Annotated in this window: 16 protein-coding genes; 9 read left to right on the top strand and 7 right to left on the bottom strand. The window is 44.4% G+C overall.

Annotated elements, in window-relative coordinates; genetic code table 11:
- Positions 1-126 precede the first annotated feature (126 nt).
- On the bottom strand, positions 127-468 hold the full coding sequence (locus ABN764_RS05770) for a winged helix-turn-helix transcriptional regulator (RefSeq protein ID WP_021252394.1): 342 nt from the start codon (positions 466-468) through the stop codon (positions 127-129).
- Between the two features lie 162 nt (positions 469-630).
- Here ABN764_RS05770 and ABN764_RS05765 point away from each other — a divergent pair, with 162 nt between their 5' ends.
- The 5 genes from ABN764_RS05765 to ABN764_RS05745 all read left to right on the top strand — a co-directional run bounded on the left by ABN764_RS05765 (position 631) and on the right by ABN764_RS05745 (position 4647).
- Positions 631-1197 carry an NAD(P)H-dependent oxidoreductase gene (locus ABN764_RS05765; protein WP_174810145.1) on the top strand — a complete coding sequence of 189 codons (567 nt, stop codon included), beginning with the start codon at positions 631-633 and terminating at the stop codon, positions 1195-1197.
- Positions 1184-1897, top strand: a complete 714-nt coding sequence (locus ABN764_RS05760) for an SDR family oxidoreductase (RefSeq protein WP_174810148.1) — start codon at positions 1184-1186, stop codon at positions 1895-1897. The genes ABN764_RS05765 and ABN764_RS05760 overlap by 14 nt, the downstream gene beginning before the upstream one ends.
- A gap of 275 nt (positions 1898-2172) precedes the next feature.
- Positions 2173-3069 carry an RNA polymerase sigma factor RpoD gene (gene rpoD / locus ABN764_RS05755; protein WP_021262698.1) on the top strand — a complete coding sequence of 299 codons (897 nt, stop codon included), beginning with the start codon at positions 2173-2175 and terminating at the stop codon, positions 3067-3069.
- 275 nt (positions 3070-3344) lie between these two features.
- A complete protein-coding gene (locus tag ABN764_RS05750; RefSeq protein WP_315745913.1) occupies positions 3345-3929 on the top strand; it encodes an RNA polymerase sigma factor in 585 nt (194 codons plus the stop codon).
- A 157-nt stretch (positions 3930-4086) separates the two neighbouring features.
- On the top strand, positions 4087-4647 hold the full coding sequence (locus tag ABN764_RS05745) for a GNAT family N-acetyltransferase (RefSeq protein ID WP_072729595.1): 561 nt from the start codon (positions 4087-4089) through the stop codon (positions 4645-4647).
- Positions 4648-4702: 55 nt separating this feature from the next.
- On the opposite strand, the gene ABN764_RS05740 is transcribed toward ABN764_RS05745, so the two are convergent.
- A complete protein-coding gene (locus tag ABN764_RS05740; RefSeq protein ID WP_072729594.1) occupies positions 4703-5407 on the bottom strand; it encodes a MerR family DNA-binding transcriptional regulator in 705 nt (234 codons plus the stop codon).
- Positions 5408-5627: 220 nt separating this feature from the next.
- Between ABN764_RS05740 and uvrA the strand changes: the two genes are divergently transcribed.
- Positions 5628-8075 (top strand): excinuclease ABC subunit UvrA, encoded by a 2448-nt coding sequence (uvrA, locus tag ABN764_RS05735; protein WP_446671236.1) that lies wholly within the window; start codon positions 5628-5630, stop codon positions 8073-8075.
- Between the two features lie 207 nt (positions 8076-8282).
- On the opposite strand, the gene ABN764_RS05730 is transcribed toward uvrA, so the two are convergent.
- Positions 8283-9053 (bottom strand): hypothetical protein, encoded by a 771-nt coding sequence (locus ABN764_RS05730; protein WP_021252386.1) that lies wholly within the window; start codon positions 9051-9053, stop codon positions 8283-8285.
- 740 nt (positions 9054-9793) lie between these two features.
- Here ABN764_RS05730 and ABN764_RS05725 point away from each other — a divergent pair.
- Complete coding sequence (locus ABN764_RS05725; protein WP_065290902.1) at positions 9794-10405, top strand: YqaA family protein; 612 nt, start codon at positions 9794-9796, stop codon at positions 10403-10405.
- A gap of 108 nt (positions 10406-10513) precedes the next feature.
- Here the strand turns inward: ABN764_RS05725 and ABN764_RS05720 are convergent, their stop codons facing one another.
- Together ABN764_RS05720 and ABN764_RS05715 are read right to left on the bottom strand one after the other, a co-directional pair.
- On the bottom strand, positions 10514-11101 hold the full coding sequence (locus ABN764_RS05720) for a DUF421 domain-containing protein (protein WP_268625561.1): 588 nt from the start codon (positions 11099-11101) through the stop codon (positions 10514-10516).
- A gap of 117 nt (positions 11102-11218) precedes the next feature.
- Complete coding sequence (locus tag ABN764_RS05715; RefSeq protein WP_072729590.1) at positions 11219-11437, bottom strand: cysteine-rich CWC family protein; 219 nt, start codon at positions 11435-11437, stop codon at positions 11219-11221.
- A 235-nt stretch (positions 11438-11672) separates the two neighbouring features.
- Here ABN764_RS05715 and ABN764_RS05710 point away from each other — a divergent pair, with 235 nt between their 5' ends.
- On the top strand, positions 11673-13868 hold the full coding sequence (locus tag ABN764_RS05710) for a penicillin-binding transpeptidase domain-containing protein (protein ID WP_446671235.1): 2196 nt from the start codon (positions 11673-11675) through the stop codon (positions 13866-13868).
- Positions 13869-14063: 195 nt separating this feature from the next.
- Here the strand turns inward: ABN764_RS05710 and ABN764_RS05705 are convergent, their stop codons facing one another.
- Both ABN764_RS05705 and ABN764_RS05700 read right to left on the bottom strand, forming a co-directional pair.
- The gene (locus tag ABN764_RS05705) at positions 14064-15521 is read right to left on the bottom strand and encodes an amidohydrolase family protein (RefSeq protein WP_446671234.1); all 1458 of its coding nucleotides are present in this window, start codon (positions 15519-15521) and stop codon (positions 14064-14066) included.
- 173 nt (positions 15522-15694) lie between these two features.
- Complete coding sequence (locus ABN764_RS05700; protein WP_446671343.1) at positions 15695-16240, bottom strand: YkoP family protein; 546 nt, start codon at positions 16238-16240, stop codon at positions 15695-15697.
- 188 nt (positions 16241-16428) lie between these two features.
- Here ABN764_RS05700 and ABN764_RS05695 point away from each other — a divergent pair, with 188 nt between their 5' ends.
- Entirely contained in the window at positions 16429-17517 is a 1089-nt protein-coding gene (locus tag ABN764_RS05695) for a DUF3626 domain-containing protein (RefSeq protein WP_446671233.1), read from the top strand.
- Positions 17518-17627 lie beyond the last annotated feature (110 nt).

The raw sequence follows: 17627 nt of genomic DNA, 5'->3' as shown, positions 1-17627 counted from the left end.
CGCAACGATGCTGGTGAAGAACGGAAATGGAAGAAGAAGCTCACGTTGAAGTGAACAGACGCGAATGAAGTTCCGCATCAATAGCCGGAGTCAGGCAGTCAGTGCTTGCTCCGGCTTCATTTACATTCATAACTGTAATCCGAATCTCTTCAGCTCAATGAATGTCCCTTCCAGTAGTTTGCCTCTCTCTGTTAGCGAATACTCTACGCGGGGAGGAACCTCAGGGTATACTTTTCTCATCACAATGTCGTGCTGCTCCAGTTCCTTCAATCGAAGCGAGAGTGTCTTCGGACTTATTCCATCCATTGCTTTCAATAAATCGCTAAACCGCATTGTTCCCTCGATCAACAAGTCACGAATAATCAAAAACGTCCATTTCGTACCAATTATATCAAGCGTTTTCGCGATAGGGCAGGTTTGACCAGGGGTTCCTTTTGTCAATGTTACAGGTTCAGATGGATGAAGCATGATCGATCCTCCTCAACAATTTTTAGATGTTACGTCCCCATCATAACACAATACTTCCCTAACGGAAATAAGGTGAATAAAATATCAGTACTTCCTTAAAGGAATTATTGAGTATTATACTGTTCTTGCAGCCAATACTTCACACTCAAGGAGCTGAATCCGATGAAAAATATTCTGATTATTAACGGTCATCAACAATACCGTTCTTCTGAAGGGAAACTGAACAACACCTTAATGGAAAACATGGTTCGTGTGTTACGTCCACACCACAATGTCAATACAACAGTTATCCAAAATGGTTATAACATCGAGGAAGAACAGAAGAAATTTTACTGGGCCGATGTTGTCATTTATCAGACACCAATCTATTGGTTCAGTGTACCAGGTCTGCTCAAAACCTATATGGATGAGGTGTATGCATACGGTACATTCTTCACTGGTTCCGATCAATATGGTGCTGGTGGATTGCTGACAGACAAGAAATACATGCTCTCCACGACTTGGAACGCTCCATCTTCTGCATTTGAGAGAAAGGATCAATTTTTTGAAGGGGAAGGCTTGGACAATGTGCTAAGTCACCTTCATCGCATACACAAGTTTCTCGGTATGAAGCCTTTACCAAGCTTTTCTTGCTACGATGTAATTAAGAACCCGAACATTGATCACTATATTGCCAAACTTGAGCAGCACTTAATGGAGGTATTCACAGATGAATATGTTGCAGAATAATAAGGTTGTATTTATCGGTGGCAGCTCCGGCATCGGACTTGAATCTGCTAAGCAAGCGATTGCTCATGGAGCTGAAGTAGTCATAGCAAGCCGTTCCGAGAACAAGCTGCAGCATGCCAAGGAACAGCTTGGAATGAAAGCATCGGTTCAACAGCTTGACCTCACGATTGAACATGAGGTAGAGCAATTCTTTCAGAATATTGGATCATTTGACCATCTTGTCGTAAGTGCGGCAGAGACGTCTGGCGGCCCGTTCCTGAAGACGGATACGAGTCAGGCAAGACAATTGTTCGAGAATAAATTCTGGGGACAATATTATGCAGTCAAATACGGCGCTCCAAAGCTGTCTCCTAATGGCTCAATCGTGTTATTCTCCGGCGTTGTTGCCTATAAATCGATGATCGGTTCATCTATTCTCGGCGCGGCCAATGCTGCTGTATCCAATATGGGGAAGACGTTAGCGTTGGAACTTGCGCCAATTCGGGTAAACGTTGTATCACCAGGAATCATGGATACACCTTCTCGAAGCAAGATGACGGAAGAAGCACGCCAGCAATTGTATGAATCGATCGCAAGCCGTCTTCCCGTACAGCGTGTAGGAACTCCAGAAGATGCTGCGCAGAGCGTAATGTATCTACTCACGAATTCATTCGTGACCGGTACCGTTATCCATGTAGATGGCGGACACGTATTAACGTAAAGCTCCATCATTAGCACTTTGCAGCATAATTTACAGACGAGAAACATAAAACCCCCCGGCATGAATGCCGGGGGGTTCATTGTATGATCAACATACAAATATTAGTATTGAAAAATTACTAGGTATATGTTACTATAGTGTGTGCTCTTAATTTTTACATGCAATTAAAATAAATCATATCATAGACTTTTTTCTTTGTCAATTATGAGTAATTCACTCACATACCGGAAAAAAACGGCTCGAATCCGTACGCATACTTTTAGGGGGGCGACAGTTTGACTAACGAAGAACACAATGAGCAAACTCATTCAGATGCAGATATTAATTTACTACCTCCAGGAGTCAAGATAGATGACTCTGTGCGGATGTATCTAAAGGGAATTGGCCGGGTTGGTCTTCTAAGCACCGAAGAAGAAGTAGATTTGGCTAAACGTATTGCAGAAGGCGATGAAGAAGCGAAGAAAATGCTTACAGAAGCTAACCTTCGCTTGGTCGTGAGCATTGCAAGACGGTATGCCGGGCGAGGCATGTCACTCTTAGATCTTATTCAAGAGGGCAACATGGGTCTGATTAAAGCTGTAGATAAATTTGATTATACAAAAGGCTTTAAATTCAGTACTTATGCCACATGGTGGATTCGACAAGCAATTACACGCGCAATCGCTGACCAGGCAAGAACGATCCGTATTCCTGTTCATATGATTGAAACGATCAATAAGCTTGTTCGTGTCTCCAGACAGCTGGTGCAGGAGCTTGGCAGAGAGCCTGAGGTAGAAGAGATTGCTAAGGAAATGGAATTGAGTGTAGAGAAGGTTCGCGAGATTATGAAGATCTCTCAAGATCCAATCTCACTGGAAACACCAATCGGGGAAGAGCACGATACCAAGCTTGGCGACTTCATCGAGGATCAGGACGCCCAATCTCCAGTAGAATCAGCAGCTTATGAGTCCTTGAAGACACAGCTAGGTGACGTCCTTGATACACTCACTGAACGTGAAGAGAATGTACTTCGCTTGCGCTTCGGACTCGATGATGGTCGTACTCGGACATTGGAAGAAGTAGGCCAAGTATTTGGTGTTACGCGTGAGCGGATTCGCCAAATCGAGGCGAAGGCTTTGCGTAAGTTAAGACATCCGAGCCGCAGCAAACGCTTGAAGGACTACATCGAATAATGAAATGATATGCAAATGAATGAAGCTGCGTTACACTTCAACGGATTGGAGTGTAATGCGGCTTTTTTTCGTGCAGGCGTACAGGTTTTCATTAACAAGCATGAAAAGCAACAATTTGTAACAATGATTTGGGGAATATCATTTATTTTTCATCTGAACTTCATATTATCTTCATAAGTTTATGTTATTGTATGTTCGATAGAGCATGATAACGTACCCAAGCAAGTATACACATATTGCGTTTGCGCGTTGGGGTAAGGATATTTGGAGGAACAATGAACACCAGCATAGATCAGATTCAACAACTCGTACTCGCCGGAGATGAACGCGTATATACGAAATTATATATCGAATATCGTAGCTTGCTAGTTCAGCACGCTTATCGTTATGTCCGCAATCAACAAGATGCAGAGGATGTTGTACAAGAGGCGTATATTCGTATTTTCCGAAATTTGCATCGGTACAACTTTTCTTGCAAAATATGCAGCTGGATGAAGCTTATTGTAAAAAATCTATGCATTGATCTCATACGGCAGCGTACTCGTAAACCTGCCGTACATTTTACGGAGAACATTGCCTACGACAATCAAGAACAATCATTAATCGAAAGCCTGCAGGATCAGACTCAAGGACCTGAACAGCAAATTCTTGAACAAGAAGTTCAACACAACGTAATTAACATCGTGAATGAAATGCCCGATGCATATCGAGATGTGTTCCGGCTGCGTTACTTATCGGAATATTCGCTTGCAGAAATATCGAATGTCTTATCCCTTGAAATCAATACGGTGAAATCCAGACTGTTTCGAGGAAAGAAATATTTACGCAAACAGGTTGACAGTGGTGATATTTGTTCCTGACCAATTAAGTAAATAGTTACAACTTATTTATCATTGACCATTCATCATTGGACATGTGTACAATAATAGATGACGGCTATTACGGATGACTCTCATCCCTCAGGAGGGCAATACTAGACGATGATCAGCTGTCATTACTCTTCAGGAGGTATCATTCATGATTCGCAAAGCTACACCAGAAGACAGCAAGTACATTATCCCATTGATGATGGAGGCGATCGGCACCATCGCCTATGAACTATCTGGAACTACGAACAGAGATGAGACGATGCGCATACTCGAGCAATTCTATAAGCAGTCCGACAATCGCTTGAGCTGGAAGAACAGTATGGTCTGGTTGCAAGAAGATGTACCTGTCGGCTATGCATTGGCTTATGCGGGGTACAAGCTGGTCGAATTGGATCGCCCATTGGAGGAACGTTTATCTACTCTTCAAGGCAATCCTGTTCAACTTATCAAAGAAACAGAAGGGGAAGAGTACTACTTGGATTCATTGGCTGTAGATTCTTCTCAGCGTGGATTAGGGATCGGAACGAAGCTCATGAAGGCGTTCGAATTAGAAGCAGCTCAATTCGGGTTCAGCATCGCCTCGCTGTTAGTGAACGTTGCGAACACGCGAGCGAAGCAATTGTATGAAGCACAAGGGTATACAGCAGATGGCAAGATCATAACAATTGCAGGGGAAGATTATGAACATATGGTGAAAAAGGTACAGTAACGTATACACGAATGCAGAAGAAGCGACAACTTAGTTGCAGTCACTTTGCGATTACTTACATCAGCTGCAGCACCTTGCACAGTTTAACAAGTTCATGTACTCCTCGGAATTGCTGGCGATTTCGATCATGGAGGCTGCGGATAGCATTTTCCGTCACTTTTTTGGCCTGCTCGATGCTGTGATGGTCAAGAGCATCTACAATTTCTTTCATGCTTTTGAGAAAATATAACGTACTGCGCAAGGTGCGAAGCAGCAATATTTTGCGGATATGCAGCGCGTTGAACATCCGATACCCGTTCTCGGGATTACGTTCCGGGATGATTAACCCTTCCTTCTCCCAATGCCGGATGGCGGACGCGGCAACCCCTGTATATTCAGCAGCTTCGCCGATGGTCATTGGGCTCTTGAAGGTCTTATTCCCAATAGTCGGGAGGTCAATTTGCTCCAATACCGTTAATAATTGATCTGCCACAACCTTCTCCTGATGCAAGTTAGCCTGTTCCTCATTGACAAGCCAGAAGGCTTCGTCCACCTCTTCTTTCTGCATATGTTTGAGAACTGTACAAGTTAGCCCCACCCCAAAGCCAGGGAACATCGCACGAAGACATCGAAAATAAGCAAGATGTACGTCGGTGTACAACCTGTATCCATTCGCATCCCGATCCGGTGCAGGAACCACTCCCCATGATTCATAATGCCGAAGAGCACTCGTACTGATATGAAGTACCCTTGCGATATCCACAGGTTTGTAATACTGCATGTTTTTCCTCCTCAGCTAGTAATGACCTCAATGTATCAGATCGTTTCCCATAAAATCAAATCTTCCAGTAAAACCTTAAAGCACCGTGCTAAAGTTTTGCACGATAAGTCTGTGTCTATCAACACATTTTTTTATAAAACTCTAGCACTTGCATGAATGTTGTAAAGTGGATCATGTAACTCGTATTTCACCGTCACTTTAGAACGATGGAGGGTGCTGCATGAAAGACGTTATCCGTATTCAAGGCGCTAGAGAAAATAATTTAAAAAATGTGACATTAGACATTCCAAAGCATCAGCTTATCGTGGTTACGGGTCCTTCCGGCTCGGGTAAATCAACACTTGCTATGGACATACTGCAGCGGGAATGTCAGCGTCAGTATGTGGAGTCTAGTGGGATATCAGCCGAATCCATTGCCAAGCCTAATGTCGATTCGATTACTGGACTTGCACCGTCTATCTCGATTGGACAGCATGTGACGAACCGCAATCCTCGATCAACTGTTGGGACGATTACGGATATGTACACGTATTTGCGGACAGTTTATGAGAAAAAGGGAGTTAGGACATGCAAGTTCTGTGGAGAGAGCATAACTCCTTCTCCCGTAGACGTTGCGGGTGAGTCAATAAAGTGCCCAGCATGCTCACAGCCACATACACCACTGACGAAGGCGGATTTCTCTTTCAATACACCAAGCGGTGCGTGTTCCACGTGCAGTGGTTTAGGAACCGTAGTCGATATTCAAGTTGAGGCTGTATTCAACAAGGAGAAAACGATTCGTGAAGGCGCCGTAACCTTCTGGTACGAATCCCTAACTGATTATCAAGCCAACATTATTGAGGCGGCAGGGAAGCATTATGGCTTGGATATGAGTGGGCCGCTGCGCAGTTTCAGCCCTGTACAATGGGAATTATTGAAGCATGGGGTGGAGAGCGAAGCATTTGCATGTCAATTCCCGCAAATTGAACCGCCCAAAACAGTTAGCAAAGGCCGATTTAAAGGTGTACTAACTGCAATGTGGCAAAAGTACAAGGAGCGGGATGGGCAGTCAAGCGAGGCGGCTTATTTTACGACTCAATCATGTCCCGATTGCAGGGGAGATCGTCTGAAGCCCGAGAGCAGAACAGTTACCGTCGAAGGCCGTACCCTGCCTAGCCTGGCGAGATGCTCGTTAGAAGAGCTGAATGATTGGTTGCTTGCCGTTCATGTTCATGCGAAGTCTCGTATGGAAGGCGATATGATCCTTATTGCCGTACTCGAAGAACTCCTTGGTAAAATAAAGCGCGTCATTCTTGTAGGACTTGGCTACTTATCGCTCGACAGACAGATGATCACATTATCAGGCGGGGAAGCGCAGCGACTACGGCTAGCATCGATCCTTGGATCTGGGTTAACTGGTGTACTGTATGTCCTTGATGAGCCGACAACCGGCCTTCATCCAAAGGATACAGATGGTCTGATCGAGGTGATGAAGGAATTGCGCGATATGGGTAATACTGTACTCATGATCGAGCATGATACACGTGTGATGCAGCAGGCGGATCACATTATCGATATCGGTCCAGGGTCAGGTCGGTTCGGAGGAGAGATTGTTGGGCAAGGTACGCTTAATCAACTTATGGAACAGACTTCATCCGTGACTGGACATTATGTTAGAGCGCAATCACGTCTTCAATCCAAATGCCGACAAGGCAATGGGGATGTTATCTCCATTCATGAGGCAACCCTTCATAACTTGAAGCAGGTATCCGTGTCATTCCCATTAGGCAGTCTGATCTCGGTATCTGGAGCCTCAGGTTCTGGCAAGTCGACACTCGTATTCGATCTGTTGGCAAATGCCAGCGGCACTGGAGGCCGAGTTGAAGGATGCCGAGAAGTCAAAGGGCTGAATAAAGTTAACAGCATCATTACTGTAGATCAATCTCCCATATCGCGAATGCAGCGCTCGAGTGTGGCAACTTATACAGATCTGTATACCTTGCTTCGCAAGGTGTTCGCCTCACTTCCAGCAGCGAAGGCACGTGGCTTGAACGAGAAATATTTTTCCTTCAATTCACCGGGCGGAAGATGTGAGCAGTGCGAAGGACTCGGAATCGTTGAAGTCGATATGCACTTCCTCCCGCATCTGCGTGTGCAATGTCCAGCTTGTCATGGCAAGCGGTTTATTCCGGAAGTTCTGGCCGTTACGTATGAAGACTACACCATAGCTGACATCTTAGAGCTTAGTATTGAAGAGAGTTTATCACTATTTAAGGGCCACCCAAAAATGGCGAATCTGCTTAAGCTGTTGTGTGATGTTGGTATTGGCTATCTCCAATGGGGACAATCTGTAACAACGCTTTCCGGTGGGGAAGGGCAGCGCTTAAAGCTTGCTAGGGAACTGAGTGCACCTGCTAACGGTCACACCCTGTATCTGTTGGACGAACCGTCTTCAGGCTTGCATCCGCTCGATGTACACAAGCTGTATGTATTATTGGATAAGCTTGTAGATGCCGGAAATACCGTAATCTTGGTCGAACATAATATCGATCTGATTGCGGCATCAGATTGGGTCATTGATATGGGGCCAAGGGGAGGCAACTCTGGAGGTCAGGTTATAGCGGCAGGTACACCGGAGCAAATCGTTAGCTCTGAAGCGTCTTGTACAGGAACCTATTTATCGATATAGATATAACTGCCCTAGGGTAGTGTCATATAACATATACGCAGTCAATGCATTTCAATTGGATGCGAAAAAAGCCAGCCAGATCCATGATGTGTTCTGGCCGGCGTTCTTCTGAACCCGAGTTAAGTTTGTCTGCATTTATTCCTTGGGTCGCCTGCTTGTATACCTGCTTGTATACCTGCTTACGTCACCAGGCTAGGACAATCCTTCTTATTTCTTTACAGCCGTTTCAGCAAACTTTATCAAATCTTCTTTGGTGAGCGGGTTGCCCGGATTGGTTGTGATGCTATAAATATGATCCTGATCTGACCATATCAGCTTGTTTCGAACCAAGCCAGGGATCTTCTTGCCTTGTTCGGCATCGACTTCAGTTGATTTAATGTACCGGTATCCGTTGTTTGCCGTTTTTCTGCCAAGACTGTGCGCTACTTGCATTTCTAAATTGTCTTTTCCGTTTACGAATGTAAGATTGATTTCGCCCATTTCGTTCCAGTCGAATTTTTTGTAATAGACGCCTTTTCCTTGAGCTTCCGCTTCCGCTTTCACTTCTCGTTGAAACTCCTTATGATGCTTTGCAATCGGGGGTTGGATGTTTCCATTCTCAAATTTATAACCTTCAGGCAGACCTTCTGGCTTTTGAAGCACAGGACCCTGCAGTTTGCCTGCCTGGTTTAAATAATCATCATAATTTGTGAATTTGAACATATCCAGATAATACAAGAATGCAGATCCGCCATTGAGACTTGGGTCACTTACGTACAAGAGGTACGTATCCCCTGTATTCTTTCCAATCTCCCCATTTACTTTCTGGGAGAGTTCAGCTTTTGCCGCTTCAACAGCTTCCTTACCAACCGCCGGCGTTTTCGATTCCAACTCCTGTGCGGAGTTTGTTTGGTTTGCAAATGCCTCCGTCATATTTGCGGTGCCAAACAACAACGCGATACCCGTTGCGACAACGGCTGCCTTCTTTACGTATTTCATGTGAATATTACTCCTCTCATTTATGCAAGTTTTATTTTTTTGTGAAGACCGGACGCTATCGATTGGGATCCCTTTGTGCCAGCTTCTGTGATATAAACACAGCTCAGGAAAATTTGGTTCACTATTTCGAACAATATCAGAAACAATAACAATGCGTAATGAAAATCACACTTTGTTTTGCCCCTTTGGAATCGGCATTAATGACATTTTTCAAGCGATTATAATCTATAAACACAATTGAAAGACCGCTTACGCCCATGGAGCGGTCTTCGTCATTTTCTGCCAAAATTCTTGAGTGACATGTTAAAATAGAAAAAGACATATAAACGTAGTAGGATAATTGTCATTGCAAACCTTTGGAATGAGAGGAAGGCGAGATTCAACTGTTGGTTGGAATAAAAATAACATTGTCAAGTTGCATGAAAAATCAGTATGCTTAATTTTACTTGAAACGATTAGGACTTTAGCCCCGTACTAACAACAGTAGGGGATATTACCTAGCGCATTGGCCGATGAAACGAATATTGTATTGGTAGCATATTCCACCATTTCGTGTGAAGGGATGCGGCAACAAAAAAACGTCTATACCTGAGAGCGGAATGAGTACATTTCTATAACAGTTGGCTTCCAAACAGCAAATGTCAACATTACCAAAGTGTAATCATTCGCAACACGAAATAAGGTAAAATGAGATTTACCAATCAATTTATAGAAAGAATTTTTCCGGATAGGAGTAGATTATGTTTCAAAACATCATTGATTTTCTAATGGACTATGGGATATGGGGGCTAGTCATCCACTCTTTCGCAGATGCAGTTATTTTTCCTGTACCAGCCTTCTTCTTGCAGGTGCCATTAAGCTTACTGGATCCATCAAATGCCTTATGGCTAGCAACAGCAGGATATATTGCATGTCTGCTCGGTACTCCAGTAGGCTACATGATCGGTAAGCTGTTAGGCCACTCCGTCTTGGAGAAAATCCTTAAAAAATCATGGATTGACGGCGCCAATCAAATGTTTAAGAAAAATGGAGAAACTACGATTCTTATTGGCTCTTTTACTCCAATTCCGTTCAAAGTATTTACGATTCTATCCGGCTGCATGAATTTCCCGCTATGGAGACTTATCGGATATGCAGCAATCGGAAGAGCAGTTAAGTTCTATGCAGTAGGTCTGCTGTTTTATTTGTATGGGAGATCTGCAGAAGGAATGGTTAAGCACGTCTCGCTGTATATCTTCCTCATTGCTGTTCCAATCTTGGTTATCTTTTTGATTATTCGCAAGAGAAGAAGAAACAAAGCTGCAGCAAAACTAGAACAGACTGAAGCCAATACAACCTCAATCAGCGATTAAACAGCTTGTAAAAAGGTCGACCCTATGGGTCGGCCTTTTATTATCTTCATCAGTCGTATGAGAGTACCTTACATAGTAGGTTGCATATAGCGTAAATCCAGTTGGGCTTCATTCCAAATGGGGAGCAATCTTTTTCCGGTGTCCATCCTGCTTAACTTCATCGAATAAATTCTCTTCTTTCTGGGGCTGCTTCGGAACAGTCTTGTTCCATGCTTTCATGATCCTTTCTAATTCTCCGATCGTCACAGGCTTAGCATGTCGTGCTAACTCGTAACCGATATGACCGCTCATCTCGATTGTCGCCGTTTTCACTTCCGACAACGAAGTAATTCCCTTTGTTCTTAATTTTGCTTCTAGCTGATCGACGGTTAGCCGCAGCTTTTTGAGACTCTTCTCTACAATAACCCCATCCTCAATTACTACCGTTGATCTCCCCACGAACCACTTCTCGACCCAATTGAACTTAATAGCAAGGAATTGAATAGTGAGGAGAAGACTGACAAAGATGCATAAGGTTATCAATGTTCGCAATAGACCGTCCCCTTTGACAGCATGTCCAATCATGGAGGCCATTGCGAGCAGCGTAATGATCTCAACGCCTGTCATTTCTCCGACCGTTTTTTTACCGAGAACGCGAAGCAGACAATAGCCAAAGCTGAGAACAATGACTGCTTCCCCAATGAATGAGAAATCCATAGCATACTACCTCCAGACCCTGTCAATGATGGGAAGGCAACATCGTGCGTTCCACTGTGTTCCAGACATGAGTAGTATGCATATTCGTTCAAATTTTACTCGTAAGGTTGATGTCACTCATTCATTCATTTGCGTTGATTGGAGAAATGCACGGACACATTGCTCGCAGACACAAGCTTTCCTACGAAATTCTGATGGGATTTTCTCTAACAGCACTTGCGGCACCGATAGAGTCATACACCAGCATTCCTGATGGGGGCGGCCTGCCTGGTATGCGCAGTGGTTCTCATTGCCGCACAAGGGACATATTTTCGGATCGATTACTACCTCAGACATGGTAAACACCTGCTTTTGTAAGTGTAATAGCGAAATTGATGCTATACAAAATAATAGCGTATCAGTGAGCATTAACCCAATATATTTCATCACAGCGCACAATTTCATAAAGAAAGTGAAACTGTTTCCTGTGTTGAAGCATCTAATTTGATAGAAAGCCTGAGCTACGCTTGCTAACTCGCAAACATACCACGTTTATATAATCATGGCAATTACCTTTAGAAAGAGGGATAAGGTGATCAAGCGAATAAAGTTACGCACATTATTGATTGGAGCCATCTTTACAATCTTTTTCGGGGTCATTTTCGCTCGGCTGTTCTGGTATCAGGTTATCAATCAATCGTTCTGGATGGAGCAAGCGAGAGATTCGTGGTCCGTGAGGAAGGAGCTGACTCCTATCAGGGGAACGATCTATGATCAGAATGGCGACGTATTGGCCATGGATGCCCGTACTTATACCGTAGCGATAAGCCCCAAGGTGATTCAGGAGCTCCGCAAGAAGGGCGATCTGATCGAGAAACGGATTGATATGGAGCGCATCATCGTAGACAAGTTGCATGCCGTACTGAAAAAGCCTGAGAATGAACTCTTTGAGCTTACACGAAAAATGAGAACAAAGGACGGCAAAGACGAATATTATCCTCAGGTCGAGGTGCGCAATGAAGGATGGAAGCTGGACGACGAAACAGCCAAGAAATTGCGCGTATTTATCGAGGAATTAAAAGATATGACGAGATTGCGTGACGTCGGACTTTACCTGCTGCCCGAGGTCAAGCGGTTCTATGCGAAGAATGCGCTGGCCTCACACGTTCTTGGATATATGGATAAGCAGAACAATCCCATCGGCGGGATTGAGAAAATGTACGATGAACAGCTTCGAGGCACTGTCGGTTTCCTACAATATGAGAAGGATCGGTTAGGAAATAAGCTTCCCACAGCATCGGAAGTATTTCAGCCTTCCCGGGACGGCAGCAACATCTACTTGACGATAGATAGCACGATCCAGCAATATATCGTGAATTCGATGCGCGAGGTGTATAACAAATATACGCCCAAAAGCATGACAGTCATCGCGGCCGATCCGAAAACGGGCGACATCCTGGGACTGGCCAATATGCCGGATTTTGATCCGAATTCATATTGGAAAGCCAAGGACCTATCCGCTTTTTATAACCATGCAGTCCAATCGCGTTATGAGCCTGGGTCGACGTTCAAAATCGTGACGCTGTCGGCAGCCGTACAGGAGGGCATCTTCAATCCGGATGAAAAGTTCGTGTCTGGCAAAATCATAGCCGGCGGAGTACCCATTGGCGACGTGAATCAGACATGGGGAACGATCACTTATTTAGAGGGTTTGAAGCGATCCAGCAACGTGGCATTCGTCAAGCTAGGCTACGAGAAATTGAAGGAAGAGAAATTGAAATCGTACATCGAGAAATTCGGCTTCGGCAAGAAGACTGAGATTGAAATGCTTGGTGAGAACAGCGGACTGATTCGCTTTGAATATGCGGCAGATGTGGCCGCTGCTTCATACGGCCACGGGCAGGTGCTGGTGACGCCGATCCAGCAGGTTATGGCCGTATCTGCAGTGGCGAATGGCGGAAATCTGATGAAGCCGCATCTTATTCGTAAAATCGAAGATACCGTAAGCGGTGAGGTGTCGGAGCGCAAGCCGGAAATCGTGCGCGAAGTTATCGATCAAAATGTAGCCAAACAAGTAAGTGAATATTTAGAGCAGGTGGTTGCCGACCAAGAGATCGGTACAGGTAGACATGCCTATATCGACGGATATCGCGTCGCAGGCAAGACGGGTACCGCGATCAAGGTTATTAACGGGGAGTATAATAATGACCGCGCGGTCGTATCGTTTATCGGCTTCGCACCCGTAGAGGATCCGCGGATTGTTCTGCTCGTCGTGGTCGATGATCCCAAAGATTTTTACCAAGGCGGCGGCTTCGTCGCTCCTTATATGTTTAAGGATATTGTATCCCAATCCTTGCGCTACATGGGGGTACCCTCCTCTTTGCAGTCGAATCCGAAGTTTAGTGGTAACAAGCTCGGCTCGCGGCCGACCGTATCGACACCCGATATGCAAAACATGAAGGTGCGCGATGCGAAGCAGCAGCTTGCAGAACAAGGTATGGTATTCGATACGATTGGCGCAGGAGATACAGTGAAACGCCAATATCCAAAGCCGGGTGATCCGATGGCTGTCAGACAGCGCATATATTTGCTTACGGATGACCCTGAGAAGCTGCTACTTCCGGACTTTAAGGACAAATCGCTGCGTGAAGTGATGGAAATTACTTCGCTTCTCGGATGGAAGGTACGCGTCGATGGCGAAGGATATGTAGTAGAACAGAAGGAAAGCAGTGAAAACGGCGTGCACGTCCTTCATGTGAAGCTGGAACCGAAGTATCCGGGAGGATGATGTGAAAACGGAATTACGCCACCGTGTTCTGGGATCCAGGAACAAACGCTCCGGGATTAAATCATGTAAAAGTGTAAATTGGTTTGGGTAATGAATCCACAAAAAACAACTTGTAGAGCCTGAATCCTTGTAGGTTCAGGCTCTACAAGATGAACATAGCGATAGTTGTACGTGACACGTATCTCTTACCACAGTTTACTTCTGCTTGCGAGAGAACTCCTTAATAATCGGGTATGTTTTTAGCTTTTTGAGAATCTCTGTCCGATCGATTAGATGCCCATTCATGATGACCGCATGGATTTGGGTTGTGTTGCGGATATCTGCGAGCGGATTCGCGTCTAGCAGGACGAGATCGGCTAGCTTTTCTACCTCTACCGTGCCCTGCTTATCCTCATTTTCTAAATAACGAGCCGGATTAATCGTGGCAGCCTGAAGGGCTTGCAGCGGACTTAGTCCTGCTTTGACTAGCAGTTGAAGTTCTTCATGCAGGCTAAAGCCGTAATATAGATTTGGCATCAAGTAAGTAGAATCAGTGCCAGCCATAATCGGTACCCCAGCTTCATTCATTTTGCGAACTAATTGCAAATTGTTCTGTTCCAGCTCCTGATGGATAGCAGCCCCTCTTTTATCCTTGTGCCAATTTTCTATTAATGCTGCCCACTTCTTCTGAACAGCAGGTTCTAAGAAGCGTACTCTTTCATCAGGTACCTGCTTATTTAAGCTCGTCATCGTTACAAGTGTAGGAACCTGCCAAGTTTCGTTCCGTTTAAAGATCTCAAACAACTTTCCGGCTTCATTTGCATCATAATGCTTTGCAGCTTTATTTTCGTATTCGAGATACAACAACTGATCCTTGTTAATAATCCCCGCTTCTGTATCCTTAACAAGGCTGTTGAAAATACCTGATTTCTTTGATGCTGTAGCAATATGCATCCCATGCAAATGCTCGAAGCTTCTCATACCGTCGTTAGAAGCTTCATCTGCGCGTACAGTAAATGGTAAATGGCCACTAACCGGAAGCTGTAGCTTCTTCGCTTCCTTCATAGCCACAGAATACAGGTCTTTAGGCATGTGGGAATACATTTTAATTTGATCGACCTGATATGTTTTCAACTGTTGTACAGCTTTGCGAACCGCTGCTTCATTCTTTAAATTATAGTGATGCGAAGGTACCTCATTATTTGGAAATTGATTAATAACTTTACCGGATTGTACAATTCGCGGAGTCAACTTTTCCTGATTATTAATGCTGCGCGTCTCTTGAACATGGTGGAGGCTGGAGCCCATCTCCCTAACACCTGTCACTCCGTTTGCTAACAAGTGGGGGACTGCACTATCCATGTGATTTTCCAAATGGACGTGCATATCCCATAAACCAGGGATAAGATATTTCCCATTAGCTTTGATCACACGGGCATCGTCAGGTACATCAACGTCAGTCGTATCAGCTATTGCTGTAATTTGGTTGCCCTGAATGACTACCGACTGATTTGGTTTAAGCTTGCCTGTCTTCACATCCACTATGATGACGTCCTGCACAATTAAACGATTCTTATTACTTGGATTTGGTGGTTCTATTAAGGAAAAGGCAGGCCGAGCCAACATTCCCGATAGAACGATCACAATCAACATGATGACACTGTTCTTGAGCAAATACAATCACCCTTTACTCCAATGTGTAGCACACCTAACAGATGGCTCAAGGTGAATATACTCGTTCGTTTGTCATCCGGCATAGTGACGAACTGTCATATGACATTTCATCATATTATGTTATCCCGTCTCCAAAATAAAATAAATTCCCAAAACTCTCCCTTTCTTTATTGTCATACACTTCCGTATTTATCCATTAACAAGTCTGTAGACATCAGTAATAATCTAGGATTTTGCTTTGAACAGGTCTTAAGCGGATTGGATACGGACAAAAAATGAATAGGCATTTGGCCGATCCATTTAAAAGCACGATATAACGGATTATGGATCTGTATGATATCGAATCCCAAATGCGTGCATCCTCGATGCAGCATCGTAATACCGATAATGGCCTTAATTTCACGGAATTTTGGATGGGCTTGAATGTGCCGACACACCCCAGGCAAGGACTGCTCTACTGTGCGATAAATAATTCGCCCCTTCTTTACACCATTATCCATATAAAAAATTTCCGTAAGCAAACGAACATTATGAAGATGTATTTTTACCAATAGATCGCTATGTTCGATGCGTGTCCCGTCAGACAGTATGATTGTCTTGCCTCGATACCTGAGTAATCTTACCCTGAAGATATTCGAACGTGATTGCTCAGGAAAGGTCAGTCGCGTTAACGAAAAATATATCGGATCTAACATACTCCATACGAATAATATCAGCATTTTTAGTTTCATATGGTCTAATTTCCCCTTAACGTAGTTAATGATAATTTGGATTAAACAAAAGGATTTTATCCACAGGTTGAAGTTGCAGCGAATATAGGACTTTACTTGATGCATATCATGTGCCAGGTAATAGGATTAATTAGTATTGTGAGATGATGATATGGAACTTAATAAGGGGGGAGCGAATGGCTGCAGAATTATCGAATTCGCAGCGAGCCGCGCTGCATTTTGTGACTACCTATGCGAGAGGCCGAAAAATGAACGCACAGCATACGATAGCGGGCATATTACAAGGTTCCGCCATTTCACAATCCGAATATAACCAAGCTGTACGAATGATAAAGTCATATGCTAGAGTTGCCCTACACTTCCACCCGGACAGACCTGACCTGAACATGAAAAGTGTTGCTGAAGCTCTTTTGGAACAAGGATTGTACAAAAGCCAATTTGAAACGCTTCTATCCAATGGAAGTGTATCTGCTTATCCTGGAGGTGAACGCGATCTTTGGGAGAAAAAGTTGTTTGGCGGCGCCTATCAGTGCGAAGGCACGGGCAATAGCGAGCGTCCCAAATATGGGGCGCTTAACCTTATGCTTCATTCTGACGGGCCTGCTCCTCGATTTGGCTCGTGTTATTTCCTCTTGTCACCCAAAGTATCAACGCGGTGTACCTTCACATATATGGATTCCCATCTAGATCCGTTGGAAATGGGAACCTATGACGAGCTTGATGATATATTGGCGGCTCTCTTAACAGATGCATATCGCAATAACTGTGCCATTGGGGACAAAAATCTTAGTCCAAGCAAACTAATTAATCAATTACGATGCAGGCTGGCATGTTCATTTCCCAATCCTTCCTGCAGAGAACCGAGTCGCAATCTGGATGAATATATTGAAGCGCAAATTCATGGCGACCTTTCACTACAGGATGACGTTGATATACTAGTCGCTGATCCCTCCTACATACATACCCACATCGGCAGGACACTGGAGGAAATATGCCGTAAGTATGCAATTGCGCTTTACTGGCATAGGGGATTCTCGTTGTTGGCACATGAGGTGCCTAGTGACTTTAGAGGATCGGCAATGCCATCATTAGCAATGCGCATTGCTCGTGAGGGCAGGGTAGATGCCAGCGTTATAGGCGATGCTGTCATGGAATTAAGGAGCGACCCGACTAAATGGATGGATCGTGGCAGCGATAAGGAAGTACTTCAGGAGCTGAAATTGCTGTGGCATGTACTTGTGAGATATGGGGAGCCCATGCTGTAGCGCTACCTGTTTTTTGCTCGACGGAAAGAGATGAGTTGCAACAACTATCGGTTTTCTTTATACTATTAAGTAACAGGGGAGGTGGCAAGGGATGGCAAAAAACTTTGCCA

Origin of the sequence: Paenibacillus wuxiensis (genome assembly GCF_040195695.1) — a bacterium.
GTDB classification, from domain to species: Bacteria; Bacillota; Bacilli; order Paenibacillales; family Paenibacillaceae; genus Paenibacillus_B; species Paenibacillus_B suaedae.
This window is presented reverse-complemented; position numbering and strand designations above follow the sequence as displayed.